General features: G+C 65.3%; 16 protein-coding genes. 12 read left to right on the forward strand and 4 right to left on the reverse strand.

Features of this window, described 5'->3' with window-relative positions; all coding sequences use genetic code 11:
- Window positions 1-27 precede the first annotated feature (27 nt).
- Both thrB and ispH read right to left on the reverse strand, forming a co-directional pair.
- Window positions 28-999: a homoserine kinase gene (thrB, locus tag LI72_RS11755; protein WP_033925990.1), complete on the reverse strand. Its 972-nt coding sequence runs from the start codon at window positions 997-999 to the stop codon at window positions 28-30.
- Window positions 999-1,964, reverse strand: a complete 966-nt coding sequence (gene ispH / locus LI72_RS11760; RefSeq protein WP_033925991.1) for a 4-hydroxy-3-methylbut-2-enyl diphosphate reductase — start codon at window positions 1,962-1,964, stop codon at window positions 999-1,001. The genes thrB and ispH overlap by 1 nt, the downstream gene beginning before the upstream one ends.
- A 185-nt stretch (window positions 1,965-2,149) precedes the next feature.
- Here ispH and LI72_RS11765 point away from each other — a divergent pair, with 185 nt between their 5' ends.
- The 9 genes from LI72_RS11765 (at window position 2,150) to tatC (ending at window position 9,508) form a co-directional block, all read left to right on the forward strand.
- A complete protein-coding gene (locus LI72_RS11765) occupies window positions 2,150-2,815 on the forward strand; it encodes a hypothetical protein (RefSeq protein ID WP_033925992.1) in 666 nt (221 codons plus the stop codon).
- A 199-nt stretch (window positions 2,816-3,014) separates the two neighbouring features.
- Window positions 3,015-4,751, forward strand: a complete 1,737-nt coding sequence (gene argS / locus LI72_RS11770) for an arginine--tRNA ligase (RefSeq protein ID WP_033926347.1) — start codon at window positions 3,015-3,017, stop codon at window positions 4,749-4,751.
- Window positions 4,752-4,798: 47 nt separating this feature from the next.
- Window positions 4,799-5,425 carry an SPOR domain-containing protein gene (locus tag LI72_RS11775; RefSeq protein WP_052129760.1) on the forward strand — a complete coding sequence of 209 codons (627 nt, stop codon included), beginning with the start codon at window positions 4,799-4,801 and terminating at the stop codon, window positions 5,423-5,425.
- 33 nt (window positions 5,426-5,458) lie between these two features.
- Window positions 5,459-6,466, forward strand: a complete 1,008-nt coding sequence (gene nagZ / locus LI72_RS11780) for a beta-N-acetylhexosaminidase (RefSeq protein WP_033925993.1) — start codon at window positions 5,459-5,461, stop codon at window positions 6,464-6,466.
- Window positions 6,463-7,284, forward strand: coding sequence for a segregation and condensation protein A (locus LI72_RS11785; RefSeq protein WP_443018117.1), 822 nt, complete (start codon window positions 6,463-6,465; stop codon window positions 7,282-7,284). Before nagZ ends, LI72_RS11785 begins: the two co-directional genes overlap by 4 nt.
- Window positions 7,281-7,937, forward strand: coding sequence for an SMC-Scp complex subunit ScpB (scpB, locus tag LI72_RS11790; RefSeq protein WP_033925994.1), 657 nt, complete (start codon window positions 7,281-7,283; stop codon window positions 7,935-7,937). The genes LI72_RS11785 and scpB overlap by 4 nt, the downstream gene beginning before the upstream one ends.
- A 29-nt stretch (window positions 7,938-7,966) precedes the next feature.
- Window positions 7,967-8,215 (forward strand): twin-arginine translocase TatA/TatE family subunit, encoded by a 249-nt coding sequence (locus LI72_RS11795; protein ID WP_017670128.1) that lies wholly within the window; start codon window positions 7,967-7,969, stop codon window positions 8,213-8,215.
- A 55-nt stretch (window positions 8,216-8,270) separates the two neighbouring features.
- On the forward strand, window positions 8,271-8,669 hold the full coding sequence (gene tatB / locus LI72_RS19075; RefSeq protein WP_052129761.1) for a Sec-independent protein translocase protein TatB: 399 nt from the start codon (window positions 8,271-8,273) through the stop codon (window positions 8,667-8,669).
- Complete coding sequence (tatC, locus tag LI72_RS11805; RefSeq protein WP_033925995.1) at window positions 8,666-9,508, forward strand: twin-arginine translocase subunit TatC; 843 nt, start codon at window positions 8,666-8,668, stop codon at window positions 9,506-9,508. Before tatB ends, tatC begins: the two co-directional genes overlap by 4 nt.
- Window position 9,509: 1 nt before the next feature.
- Here the strand turns inward: tatC and LI72_RS11810 are convergent, their stop codons facing one another.
- Together LI72_RS11810 and LI72_RS11815 are read right to left on the reverse strand one after the other, a co-directional pair.
- Window positions 9,510-9,875, reverse strand: a complete 366-nt coding sequence (locus tag LI72_RS11810; protein WP_033925996.1) for a hypothetical protein — start codon at window positions 9,873-9,875, stop codon at window positions 9,510-9,512.
- Window positions 9,875-10,555 carry an EI24 domain-containing protein gene (locus LI72_RS11815; RefSeq protein ID WP_033926351.1) on the reverse strand — a complete coding sequence of 227 codons (681 nt, stop codon included), beginning with the start codon at window positions 10,553-10,555 and terminating at the stop codon, window positions 9,875-9,877. The genes LI72_RS11810 and LI72_RS11815 overlap by 1 nt, the downstream gene beginning before the upstream one ends.
- Window positions 10,556-10,687: 132 nt before the next feature.
- On the opposite strand from LI72_RS11815, the gene LI72_RS11820 reads away from it, so the two are divergent.
- The 3 genes from LI72_RS11820 (at window position 10,688) to LI72_RS11830 (ending at window position 13,626) form a co-directional block, all read left to right on the forward strand.
- Complete coding sequence (locus LI72_RS11820) at window positions 10,688-11,683, forward strand: adenosine kinase (protein WP_033925997.1); 996 nt, start codon at window positions 10,688-10,690, stop codon at window positions 11,681-11,683.
- Between the two features lie 488 nt (window positions 11,684-12,171).
- On the forward strand, window positions 12,172-12,951 hold the full coding sequence (locus tag LI72_RS11825) for a TlyA family RNA methyltransferase (RefSeq protein WP_052129763.1): 780 nt from the start codon (window positions 12,172-12,174) through the stop codon (window positions 12,949-12,951).
- A gap of 105 nt (window positions 12,952-13,056) precedes the next feature.
- Window positions 13,057-13,626, forward strand: coding sequence for a TspO/MBR family protein (locus tag LI72_RS11830; protein ID WP_033925999.1), 570 nt, complete (start codon window positions 13,057-13,059; stop codon window positions 13,624-13,626).
- The last annotated feature ends 77 nt before the right edge of the window (window positions 13,627-13,703 follow it).

The following is a 13,703-nucleotide window of genomic DNA, read 5'->3' on the forward strand; positions in this document are numbered from 1 at the left end:
ACTTGTGCCTGTTGCCCAGGGCCCGTTTCAGGCGAACAGCCCGGCCTGCGCCGGGTCTGCATAGAACAAAAGCCGCCGGGCAAAGGCCATCGGGTCCTTGCGCGTTACCAAAGCATCTGCCGGAGTATTAATCCAGTCATAAGCGCGACTTAAAGTGAAACGCAGCGCCGCGCCGCGTACCAAAATGGGAAGCGCTGCCTGTTCTTCGGCGCTCAGCGCAAGATGGCTGCGATAGCCGTCCAGCAACGCGTCCGACAAGGCGGCATCGAATTGGGTGCCGTCGCCGGAAAAGCACCACGCGCTGTGCGTGATCGCCAGGTCATAGGCGCGCGCATCGGTGCACGAGAAATAGAAGTCGATGAGGCCGCTGACCTGATCGCCCAGCATCAGCACATTGTCTGGGAACAGATCGGCATGGATCACCGATTGCGGCAGGTCGCGCGGCCAGTGCGCGTCCAGATAAGCAAGCTCGCTGCTGACGATGTCTTCGAGCGCCGGATCGATCTGCTGCCATTGCCCTGCGCACCTGGTCGCCAGATCGTGCCAGCTGGCCAGGCCCATGCTGTTCGGGCGCCCGCCGGCAAAATCGGCCACGGCGCGGTGCAGGTCGGCCAGGGCTGCGCCTGCCGCGCGCGCCTGGGCAGGGTTGGGGGTGCTGAGCGATATGCCCTCGAGAAACTCGATCAGGCACGCCGGGCGACCGCCGAGTTCGCGGATCTGCACGCCCTGCCGGTCCGCGATCGCGCGCGGCACGCGGCATCCGCGCTCTGCCAGATGATCGAGCAGCGCCATGAAGAACGGCAGATCCACAGGGTCCACCCGCTTTTCGTACAGCGTCAGGATGAAGCGGTGGCCATCGGCCCCGCCGCGCGTTTCGACCAGGAAGTTGCTGTTCTCGACCCCTTCGGCAATGCCCTTGAAGCTGATCAGCTCACCGGTGTCGTAATCGTCCAGAAACCGCGCCATCATCTCGGCGCTGACATGCGTATAGACAGCCATCAGGCAGCATCGGCCTCCGCAGCGAGCGCACGGGGCAGCTTGAAGGTGATGCGTTCGTCGACAGTCTTCACGCGTTCCTCGGTGAGGTCGAAATGCCGTCCCAGCACGTCGATGACTTCGCGCACCAGGATTTCCGGGGCGGATGCGCCAGCGGTCAGGCCCAGCGTCTTGACGCCCTCGAACCAGCGCAGCTCGATTTCGACCGCGCGCTGGATCAGCTTGGCGCGGGTGCCCTCGCGCTCGGCCACTTCCACCAGCCGCAGCGAGTTCGAGCTGTTGGGCGCGCCGATCACCAGCACCAGATCGCAATCTTCGGCCATCACCTTGACCGCCGCCTGGCGGTTGGACGTGGCATAGCAGATGTCCTCTGCCTTGGGTCCGACGATCGCAGGGAAGCGCGTGCGCAGCGCGGTCAGGATTTCGGCTGTGTCATCGACCGAGAGCGTGGTCTGGGTCAGGAAGGAGAGGCGGTTTTCGTCCTCCACTTCCAGCTTCATCACATCTTCGACCGTCTCCACCAGCGTCATGTGCCCCGGCTCGACCTGACCGAAGGTGCCGACCACTTCAGGATGGCCCTTGTGGCCGACAAAGATGATGTGACGGCCTGCCTCGACCTGGCGTTCGGCCTGCCGGTGAACCTTGGACACCAGAGGGCAGGTGGCATCGAGATAGTTGAGACCGCGCTCGGCCGCCTTGTGCGGAACCGACTTCGGCACGCCGTGCGCAGAAAACACCACGGGCACGCCATCGGGTACCTCGTCGAGTTCCTCGACGAAGATCGCGCCCTTGGCCTTCAGGCTGTCGACGACGAACTTGTTGTGGACGATCTCGTGCCGGACATAGACCGGCGCGCCATATTTGTGGAGCGAGAGCTCCACGATCTCGATCGCGCGATCGACCCCGGCGCAAAAGCCGCGCGGCGAGGCAATCTTGACCAGGAGCGGAGGCTGGGCGGTTTCGGTCATGTTCAGAAAGGCTTTCGTAGTTCGACCCCTGTCTTAGGCGATGCGGGGCGCGGTGGAAAGCCCAACCCGCTTGCGCAATTCCGTACAGGGCCAAGGTGCAGGCGCCGGAAATCTGGCCGTTGCGCTGAAACCCTTCGACAGATAAGGAGCGATGCACTGTGGCCTCGAAGGATTTTTGTTTGCATATGCCCATTCTGCCCATAAAATCGTCCATCGCCATATTGGGGACGGGGCTTGCGCTGCTTGGCCTGTCGGGCTGTGCGGAAAAGAACCAGCTGGTCGTGGACTCGGGCGTCGGCGTCTCTTCCACCCTGTCGGCCTGCCCCAATACCGCGATCCCCGAGCACACCGGCGACGTCACATTGTTCAATCCCGCCAGCAGCCGCGATGCCAGCGCGATCGACGTGGTAGCGACCATCACCAACGTGCGCCCTGCCTGCGACGAGACCGGCGCGGAAATCTATGCGACCGCGGCATTCGATGTCTTCGCGCGGCGCAGCGACAACCGCGGCCAGCGCACCGTGACCTTGCCCTATTTCTCTACCGTCATGCGCGGCGGCAATACCGTGGTTGCCAAGCGTCTGGGATCGGTGACGCTCAACTTCGCCGATGGATCGTATCGCGCCGAAGCCAAGGCGACGGCGGCGGGCTATATCAACAAGGCGGCGGCCACGCTGCCCGAGGACATTCGCGAACGCATCACCCGCAAGCGCAAGTCGGGCGACCCCGATGCCGCGATCGACCCGCTGTCGATCCCCGAGGTGCGCCAGGCGCTGCAACGGACGAGCTTCGAACTGCTGGTCGGTTTCCAGCTGACCGCAGACCAGCTGCAGTACAACGCGACCCGATGACGCTTGCGCAGTCCTCTCTCCTTCAGGGGAGAGGATACATGGCCTTGCCAGCTTGCTGACCTAGGCCATGTTGGAGAGGGGAGCTGCCCTTGCGGTCCGCTCCTGCCCCTCACCGACTGCGACTAGGCCTGCAGGCAGGCCAAGTCTCGTTGTCCTCACCCCTGAAGGGGCGAGGAGTTTGGATGACAAGGCCTTGACCATGACACTCTACACTCTCTTCACCCAGCATCTGCACGAAGCGCTCGACGCGCTGGAAGCCGCCGGCACATTGCCCGCCGGGCTGGATCGCGGCGCGCTCACGGTCGAGCCGCCGCGCGACCCCGCGCATGGCGATCTGGCAACCAACGCTGCGATGGTGCTCGCCAAGCCCGCCGGCACCAATCCGCGCGCGCTGGCCGAGGCGATCGCAGGCGAACTGCGCAAGATCGAGGCGGTCACCGCCGTCGAGATCGCCGGACCCGGTTTCCTCAATCTGCGGCTGGCACCGTCAGTGTGGACCGACGAGCTGAACGCGATCACCCGGCTGGGCGCCGATTACGGCCGCTCCGAGCTGGGCAAGGGCGTCACGGTGAACATCGAATATGTCTCGGCCAACCCGACGGGCCCGATGCACATGGGCCATTGCCGCGGCGCGGTGGTCGGCGATGCGCTGGCGACGTTGCTCGAATATTCGGGCCACAAGGTCATCCGCGAATATTACATCAATGACGCGGGCGGGCAGGTCGATGTTCTCGCGCGCTCGGTGCACTGGCGCTATCGCGAGGCATTGGGGCTGGAAAGCGGCGACATGCCCGAAGGCCTGTATCCGGGCGACTATCTCGTCCCGCTGGCGAAGGAGCTTGCCACTGAACTCGGCGATGCGCACGCCAATGCCCCCGAGGCCGACTGGTTGCCCTCGTTCCGCAAGCGCGCGGTGGCCGCGATGATGGACATGATCCGCGCCGATCTTGCGCTGCTCGGCATTCATCATGATGTCTTCTCGTCCGAGGCCGAATTGCAGGCAGCGGGCAAGCCCGAGGCGGCCGAAGCCGTGCTGCGCGCGCGCGATCTGGTCTATGACGGCGAACTCGAAGCGCCCAAGGGCAAGGTGATCGAGGACTGGGAGCCGGTCGAACTGCCGCTGTTCCGCTCGACCAAGTTTGGCGACGACCAGGATCGCCCAATCCGCAAGTCGGATGGCAGCTGGACCTATTTCGGCGCGGACCTCGCCTATCATTACCAGAAAGCCGAGACCGCCGATCAGCTGATCGACATCTGGGGCGCGGACCATGCCGGCACCGTCAAGCGGATCAAGGCCGCCGTCGCGGCGCTGACCGAAGACCGCGCGAGCGGCCCGGCGCGGTTCGATGTGCGGCTGGTGCAGATGGTCAAGCTGATGCGCGGCGGCGAGCCGCTCAAGATGTCCAAGCGCTCGGGCAATTTCGTGACGCTGGCCGATGTCGTCAACGAGGTCGGCAAGGACGTCGCGCGCTTCACCATGCTCACCCGCAAGGCGGATGCGCAGATGGAGTTCGACTTCGAGAAGGTGGTCGAAGCGTCGAAGGACAATCCGGTCTTCTACGTGCAATATGCGCATGCGCGGATCCATTCGATCATGCGCAAGGCGGCAAGCGAGGGGCTGAGCCCCACGGCCGATCATCTCGACCTTCTGGGCAGCGAAGAACACGCGCTGATCGCGATGGCCGCTCAGTTCCCCCGCATTGTCGAGGCCGCCGCGCTCAACCGCGAACCGCACCGCATCGCTTTCTACCTTGGCGATCTGGCCGCGGCTTTCCACGCGTTCTTCAACCTCGGCAACGACCGTCCGGAGAAGCGTATCGTTATGGCGCACGATCCCGCGACCAGCGGCGCGAGGCTTTTCATGGCGGCAAATATCGGGCAAGTCATCGCCAACGGCCTTGCGCTGATGGCGGTTGAGGCGGCTACACAAATGTAGCCCCGGGCCGGATAGGCAAGGCGACTGCGCGTGAATGGGGCGGGTGAATGAGCAATCGGCTGGATGATGGCTTGGATGACGAACTGCGGGATCAGCCCCTGGGGCTGGATGCCGATGACGACCGCCTGCCCTGGCTCGAATCGGTGGACGATGTGCCGTCGGGCGGTGGCGGTGCAGGCCGCATCCTCGGGCTGGTGCTGCTGGGCCTGGTAGGCCTGTCGATCGTGCTGGCCGGGGTCTACTGGCTGGGCGACAATGGCGCCTCTGCCGATGGCGACGGCAGTCTGATCGCCGCGCCGGAAGGCGACTACAAGGTTCGCCCCAAGGACAGCCAGGAGCAGAAGGTCGAAGGCACCGGCGATTCCAGCTTCGCCGTCAGCCAGGGTGAACAGCCCGCCGGCCAGCTCGCCGATGCGGCCGGAGCGCCGCCGCCCGCCGGTAGCGCGCTGGTGCAGCTGGGCGCTTATACAGACGAGGCCAGCGCGGTCGACGGCTGGGGCAAGCTGAGCCAGCGGCACGAGGTTCTGTCGGGCCTCAACCGGCGGATCGCGCCTGCGACGGTCGATGGCGGAACGGTCTATCGCTTGAGCGTCGTGCTCGATTCCCCCGCCAGAGCGGGCCAGGTCTGCGACCAGCTCAAGAAAGCTGGGCAAAACTGCCTCGTGGTGCGTTGATTTCGGCGGCCGCTTGGCCGACACACATTTGTCATGAAACCCGTGATCTTCGGCCTTGCCGGCCATCAACTGACCGCCGACGAGCGCGCCTTTTTCAAGGACAGCGTGCCCGCCGGCTACATCCTGTTCGGCCGCAACATCGACACCCGTGCGCAGGTGCGCGCGCTGACCGACGAACTGCGCGCGCTGCACGGTGATGACCGGCTGCCGATCCTGATCGACCAGGAAGGCGGCCGGGTAAGCCGGATGAAGCCGCCGCACTGGCTGGCGTTTCCGCCCGGCGGCGCGTTCGACCGCCTGTACGATGTCGCTCCGGCCAGTGCGATCGAGGCGGCGCGGGTCAATGCCGAGGCTTTGGCGCTCGATCTTTCCGAGGTCGGCATCACCGTCGATTGCCTGCCGCTGCTCGATGTCGCGATCCCCGGGGGCACACCCGCGATCGGCGACCGGGCCTTGGGGCAGGAGCCGATGCGCGTCGCGGCCTTGGGCCGTGCGGTGCTCGACGGATTGCGGCGCGGCGGGGTGCTCGGCACGATCAAACACATGCCGGGCCATGGCCGTGCGATGGTCGACAGCCACATGGAGCTGCCGCGCGTCACCGCGAGCGATGAAGAGCTGGAGCAGGACATTGCCCCGTTCCGCGCGCTCAACGGCGCCGAGATCGGCATGACCGGGCATATCCTGTTCGAGGCGTGGGATCGCGACCGGTGCGCGACGCATTCACCCTGGATTGTCGAGCAGATCATCCGGCAGAAGATCGGCTTTGAGGGGCTGCTGCTCAGCGACGATCTCGACATGAAGGCTCTGGCGGGCGAGGTGCCGGATCGCGCCGCGCGCGCGATCGCGGCGGGGTGCGACATTGCGCTCAACTGCTGGGCGCGGATGGACGAGATGATCGGCATCGTCGAGGCGCTGCCCGATATCTCCGACGCATCGCATGCCCGGGTTGACCGCGCGCGCGCCGCGATCAACCCGGTCACCGACTGGTCGCATCAGGCAGAGCTGATCGCCAAGCGTGACGCGCTGCTGGCGCTGGCGTGAACCAACTCGACCTCATCACCGGCGCCGCGAGCACCAAGGCGCCGCCTGATGAAGACTATATCTTCTTTCGCGAACCCGTGCCCGCCGCCACGGCCGCAGCCGAAGCGCTGCTGATCGATGTTGATGGCTGGGAAGGTCCGCTCGACCTGCTGCTCGATCTGGCGCGGCGGCAGAAGGTGGATCTCAGGCAGATCTCGATCCTGGATCTGACCAACCAGTATCTGGGTTTCGTCGAGAGCGCGACCAGTCTGAAGCTCGAACTGGCCGCCGATTATCTGGTGATGGCGGCGTGGCTTGCCTATCTCAAATCGGCGCTGCTGCTGCCTGGCGATCCGGAGGTCGAGCCTTCGCCCGAGGAGCTTGCCCTGCGGCTGCAACTGCGCTTGCAGCGCCTGTCGGCGATGCGCGAGGCGGCGGGCAGGTTGCTGGGCCGCGACCGGCTGGGGCGTGATGTCTTCGCGCATGGCCAGGCCGAAGGGCTGCGGCTGCTGACGCGGACGCGCTATCAATGCTCGCTGTTCGATCTGCTCAGCGCCTATGGTCGCGTCAAGCAGCGCAGCGAGCCGGTGGTGCACATGGTCAAGTCGCGCCGGGTGATGACGCTGGAAGATGCGCTCGCGCGGTTGTCGTACATGCTCGGCACCGCGCTCGACTGGACCGAGCTCAGCGCGTTTCTGCCCGAGAGCGCCGATCCGCAGCTGCGCCGCTCGGCCACTGCCTCGACCTTTCTGGCGCTGCTCGAACTGGCGCGGCAGGGCCGGGTGGAGCTGGCGCAGGAAGGGGCGTTTGCGCCGTTGCAGGTGCGCAAGGCATCATGAGCGAGCCCGATCTGCCCGATCCCGTCGTGCGCGCGGTCGAAGCGGCGCTGTTCGCCGCCACCGAACCGCAGACGGTCGAGGACCTCCGCGCGCAGATCGGGGCGGAAGCCGACATCGCAGGTGCGCTGACGCGGCTGGCGGCGGATTATGCCGGGCGCGGGGTCGAGCTGGTCGAGCGGGGCGGGCGCTGGCATTTCCAGACCGCGCCCGATCTGGCCTGGCTGCTGCGGCGCGAGACCGAACAGACGCGCAAGCTGTCGCGCGCGGCGACCGAGACGCTCGCGATCATCGCCTATCACGAACCGGTGAGCCGCGCCGAGATCGAGGCGATTCGCGGCGTGCAGGTGAGCAAGGGCACCATCGACGTGCTGATGGAAGAGGGCTGGATTGCACCTGCCGGACGCCGCGAAGTGCCTGGACGGCCGCTGATCTATGCCACGACCCCCGGCTTCCTCACCCATTTCGGGCTCACCAGCCGGCGCGATCTGCCGGGGCTGGAGGACCTGCGCGCGGCCGGCCTGCTCGACCCGGTCGATCTGGCACTGGAAGGCGCGCTCGCGACGGACGATCGCGACGATGATCCGGGCGACAATGGTGACGGCTCATCCGACGAATCGGATTCATTGCTGGAAAACCATCGGGATCGGGCCTAGATAGCCCGCAGGCTTTCAGGAGATTTGCCATGGGATCGTTCTCCCTGATGCACTGGGTAATCGTGCTGATCATCATCGTCCTGCTGTTTGGCGGCGGACGGATTTCGTCGATCATGGGTGATGTCGCCAAGGGCATCAAAAGCTTCAAGAAGGGCATGGCCGACGATGAAGACGAGCCGGTTCAGCCCAAGCGGCCGGTCGCCCAGATCGAGGCACCACCTGCGCGCACCATCGACGGGACCGCGACCAGCGCGACCGAAGAGCGCAAACCCGGCTGAACTCGCGACTGCCCGCCGGCCCATCGGCGCGGCAGCATGAAGGTATGACCATGTCATGATGGACATCGGATCGACCGAACTGTTGATGATCATCATCGTGGCGATCGTCGTGATCGGCCCGAAGGACTTGCCGCGCGCGCTCTACAAGGTGGGGCAGGTGATCGGCAAGGCCAAGAGCGTGACCCGCCATTTCCGCACCGGCATCGATGCGATGGTGCGCGAAGTCGAGCTTGAGGAAATGGAGAAGAAGTGGAAGGCGGACAATGAGCGCATCATGCGCGAATATGCCGCCGTCACGCCTACGCCCGCCTCCGCCCCCGCATCGCCTCCTGCACCCGCTCCGGTGATGGAAGCTCTGGATGCGCCGGCGGCAGCAACTGCCGTGCCCGAGGGTGCCCCCACCGTACCCGCGCCCGCACCTACGCCTGCAACGGTCATCGAGGGCGAACGATGAGCACGGCTGAGACCGATCTGCCCGAAGACGAGGTCGACGCATCGCGCGCGCCGCTGCTCGACCATCTGATCGAACTGCGCCAGCGGCTGGTGAAGTGCGTTGTCGCCCTGTTGGTGGCGTTTTCGGTCTGCTTCTATTTTTCCGAACACATTTTCGCCTTCCTCGTCGTTCCGCTCAAGGAAGCGTTCGGGGATGGCGGCGGGCGGCTGGTCTATACCAAGCTGTACGAGGCGTTCTTCGTCCAGGTGAAGGTCGCGATCTTCGCGGCGTTCTGCGTTTCCTTCCCGATCATCGCCAACCAGATGTGGGCGTTTGTCGCGCCGGGCCTCTACCGGCAGGAAAAGCGCGCTTTGCTGCCCTTCATCCTGGCGACCCCGCTGCTGTTCACCGCGGGCGCAGCTCTGGCCTATTACATCGTGATGCCCACGGCCTTCCATTTCTTCCTGCAGTTCCAGGGCGAATCGGGCGGGCTCGAGGTCGAAGCCCTGCCCAGCACCGATGCCTATCTCTCGCTGGTGATGCAGTTCATCCTGGCCTTCGGGATCAGCTTCCTGCTGCCGGTGCTGCTCATGCTGCTCAACCGCGCCGGGATTGTCTCGCGGACGCAGCTGATCGGCCTTCGCCGGTACATGATCGTCGGCGCGTTCATTGTTGCGGCGGTGCTGACGCCGCCCGATGTCGTCTCGCAGCTGATGCTCGCGATCCCGCTGGTGCTGCTCTATGAACTGAGCATCCTTGCGATCTGGTTCACCGATCGCAAGGCAGCGAAGGACAAGCCCGTCGAAGCCCAGGCCGATGCGGCCGCGGCGGCGCCAGCCCAGTCCGAACCTGCCGAATAGACTATTTGCGCAGCGCTTCGACGCAGGCGGCGCGATCGACCGACTGCCCGTCGCTGCGCCTTGCATCGATATAGGTGACGATCTGCGCCCCGCCTGACCCTTCCGGGTAGAGAAACGCATCGAGCACGCACGCGCTGCCCGCGAACTGCAGCTTGCGCGCATCGAATTCGCGCACATCGAGCCGCGGCTGACCGAACATCCGTTCGAGGTCGCGCGCTGATTTGCCCAGCACCGCTTCCAGCCCCTTGACGTTGAGCGTCGTGCTGCGCGCCGGGACGGCGGTGCGGGGCGGGGCGCCGACCTTTTGCGGTGCGGCGCAGGCAGCAAGCCCTGCGGCCAGCGCCAGCAATACGGGATAACGGACCATCAGGATTTCCCCCCGGCCCCGCGCTGGTGGAAAAGATGCGTGGCCATGGCGGCGGCTATAATCGGCGCGAGCAGATTGACCAAGGGGACGAGCAGCAGCAGATTGGCAACCAGCCCAAGCACGAAACGGCTGGTCCTTGTCCCGGCCGCGTTCGCCAGGCCGGGGTGTCGCGCTGCCACCATCTCATCGAGATCGCGGCCGACCAGGATCGCGTTGACCGCGAGGAACAGCATCGGCGCGCCGACCCCGGTGAACAGCAGGATCAAGGCAAAGGGCAGGGCGATCGCATTGTACAGCACCGCGCGCGCCAGGCTGCGCAGCGCCATGGCGAGCGATGGGCCCAGCGGCAGATCCCGCGCGCTGGCAGCCGCCTGCGGATAATGCTTGCGCTCGACCGCGACCACGATGCGGTCGGCAAACAGCTGCAGCACCGCGATCGCCACCACCCGCCACCAGAACCAGAAGGCGATGATCGTGCCGAAGGCAGCAATCACGCCGGTCCATGCCGCATAGTCGCTCAGCGGTCCGCCATAGGTCGCCATCGCCCAGGCAAGGCCCTGCCACAATGCCCAGCCGGAAGCGGCGAAGATCAGCGCGGCGCACAGCACCGTCCATAGCAGTGCGCCCAGGATCGCACGGTCGCCCAGCTGCCCCAGGCTCTTGAAAAAGGCGCTGATCATCGTGGAGCGTGTGTCGGGCAATTCGCCGGGCGGGTCAATCGCGCGCGAATGGGCTTGAACCGCTGCGCCCAAGCCGATAGGCCGCGCGGCAATATTCCTGCGCGCCCGCGCCTACAGAAAGTCCTGCCTTCTATGACCAACCCCCGTTTTGACGTCCTCGCCATTGGCAATGCCATCGTCGACGTGATGGCCCCTGCCGATGATGCCCTGCTCGCCAACGAAGGCCTGACCAAGGGCGGCATGATGCTGATCGATGCAGAGCGCGCGACCTCGCTCTACGAAGCGATGGGCCCGGCGCAGGAAATCAGCGGCGGATCGGCCGCCAACACGCTGGCAGGCCTCGCCGCGATGGGCTGCAAGTGCGCGTTCATCGGTCAGGTCGCCGACGATCAGCTGGGCGAAGTGTTCGCGCATGACGTCCGCGCGTTGGGCATCGATTATGCAACGCCGGTGCGCGCGGGCGAAACCCCGACCGCCCGCTGCCTGATCCTCGTCACCCCCGATGGCCAGCGCACGATGAACACCTTCCTGGGCGCATCGCAGTTCCTGCCCGCCAGCGCGCTCGACCCCAAGATGATCGCGGACGCCGCCGTGCTGTATCTTGAAGGCTATCTGTGGGATCCCGAAGAGCCCCGTGCCGCGATGCGCGCCGCCATCGATGCCGCCCGCTCGGCCGGCCGCAAGGTCGCCTTCACGCTGTCGGATGCGTTCGTGATCGATCGTCACCGCGCCGACTTCCTCGATCTGCTCGACAAGGGCCAGATCGACATCCTGTTCTCGAACGAAGCGGAAATCTGCTCGCTGGCGCAAGTCGATGACTTCGAAGCCGCCGTCGCCACCATCTCCGCCAAGCTGCCGACGCTGGTCGTGACCCGCAGCGAACATGGCGCGATTGCCGTGCAGGACGGCCAGCGCTTTGCCGTTCCGGCCGAGCCGATCGACAAGGTCGTCGACACCACCGGCGCGGGCGATCTGTTCGCCGCCGGTTTCCTCGCCGGACAGGCGCAGGGTCGCGACGCCGAAACCAGCCTCAAGATGGGCGCGATTGCCGCAGCCGAGATCATCTCGCACTTCGGCGCACGCTCTTCGGCGGACCTGAAGGCGCTGATCGCGCAGAAGCTGGGCTGAACTGTCTGGGAGAGGGCGGGGGCCTGGTGCCCCCGTCTGAGCCGCTGCCGCATCAAAGCGGCTTGCGATAGGGATCATCGGCGCAGAAGCCGGAAAATATGAGAGGGGCCGCCGGGAGTCGAGGCTCCCCGCGCGGCCCATCACATGGTCAGCGGCCGGAAGTGCCGCCTTCGAAGTGTATCTCGCGCTTTAACAAGCGCCTGCCCAGACCATAGGGCAGAAGGCTGTTAGCCGCGAACACTCCGAATGGACTTGACCGACCCCTTTGCTGAACCATGAGACATCGGATCACCTCCTTTCGCTATGTTGAAACCAAGTGAAGGGCCATTCGCAAAAACCCGGTATTTCGCGGGTTCTTGACGATCTGTATACCTTGCACCCCTGTTGTGAATCATTGCCGGGCCTACAGCAAGACTTGTATTTCAAAAATTTCGGCGTCATCATCGCGCGCTCGCAAAACGATATCGCTGCCGTTATGGGCAGCTATCATGGCCGAGCATTCCCCCGCCTCCAATCCCGGTAAACCGCGCAAGACACGCGTCGACCAGTTGCTGGTCGAGCGGGGGCTGGCGGAGAGCCGCGCGCGCGCGCAAGCGCTGATCCTGGCGGGGCTGGTGTTCGTGGGCGAGCGCAAGGTCGCCAAGGCGGGCGAGACGGTGCCCGGCGACGCGCCGATCGACGTCCGCGGGCGCGATCACCCCTGGGTTTCGCGCGGCGGCATCAAGCTCGCGCATGCGCTCGACCATTTCAAGATCGATGTGACCGGCATGACCGCGATCGACGTCGGGTCGTCGACCGGCGGATTTACCGATGTGCTGCTGACCCGCGGCGCGGCCCATGTCTTTGCGGTGGACAGCGGCACCAACCAGCTCGCTTGGAAGCTGCGGCAGGATGACCGGGTGACCGTGCACGAACAGACCAGCGCGCGGATCATCACCGATGCGCACATCACCCGGCCCATCGATATCGTGGTGTGCGATGCCAGCTTCATCGCGCTCGACAAGGTGCTGCCGGTGCCGATGTCGTTCGCACGCCCCGGCGCCTGGCTGGCCGCGCTGATCAAGCCGCAGTTCGAAGTGGGGCGCGATCAGATCGGCAAGGGCGGCGTGGTGCGCGATCCCGATCTGCACGCGGCGGTGTGCGATCAGGTGATGCGGTGGCTCGAGAGCATCGACTGGCCGGTCACTGGCCTGACGCAAAGCCCGATCACCGGCCCCAGCGGCAATGTGGAATTTCTGGTCGCCGCGCAGAAAGGGCGTAGCTGCTGACGCAAAAAGTCCATAATTACCATGGTAAACCGCGCTGGCGCGGCGATGGCGAATCCGATATGCGAAGCCACACGCCCAGTTTTTCGGGCAGGAGACTTCGCTTCGATGAATGAAATTGCCTCTCCCATGCAGCTTCGCCTCTCCTTTCTGCGATGGGCGCTGCTGTTTGTGCCCCTGGTGGTTCTGCTGGGCTTCGGAGTGAGCAATTTTTCCGGATCGGGCGAAGAAAACCGCTGGTTCCAGGCGCTACAGAAGCCGGCGGCGCAGCCTCCGGGCTGGGCCTTCGGCCTCGCGTGGTCGATCCTGTACGTGATGATGGGGTTCGCGCTGACCGTCGTGGTCACCGCACGCGGCGCGCGGTTGCGCGGGCTGGCCGTGCTGCTGTTCTTCGTGCAGCTGGCGCTGAACCTTGCCTGGCCGATCTACTTCTTCGGCATGCACCAGGTGACGGGTGGTTTCTATCTGATCGTCGCGGTGTTCGTGGCGGCGTTCGCGACCACCATCGTGTTCGGCCGGGTGCGCCCGCTGGCAGCGTGGCTGATGGTGCCGTATCTCGTCTGGCTGTGCTTCGCGTCGGTGCTCAACAAGCAGATCGATGCGCTCAATCCCGATGCGGAGCAGTTGGTCGTGCCGCGCGATGCCCAGCGCATTCAGCTGGCTCCGCCTGCCCAGTGAACAGCGGGCTGCGGGTTGCGATTGGCGCGAACCGCCCCACATGATAGCATAACCAATGACCCGAGAGGCCTTGCTGT

It is taken from the genome of Sphingomonas sp. 35-24ZXX (genome assembly GCF_000786215.1).
Classification (GTDB): domain Bacteria; phylum Pseudomonadota; class Alphaproteobacteria; order Sphingomonadales; family Sphingomonadaceae; genus Blastomonas.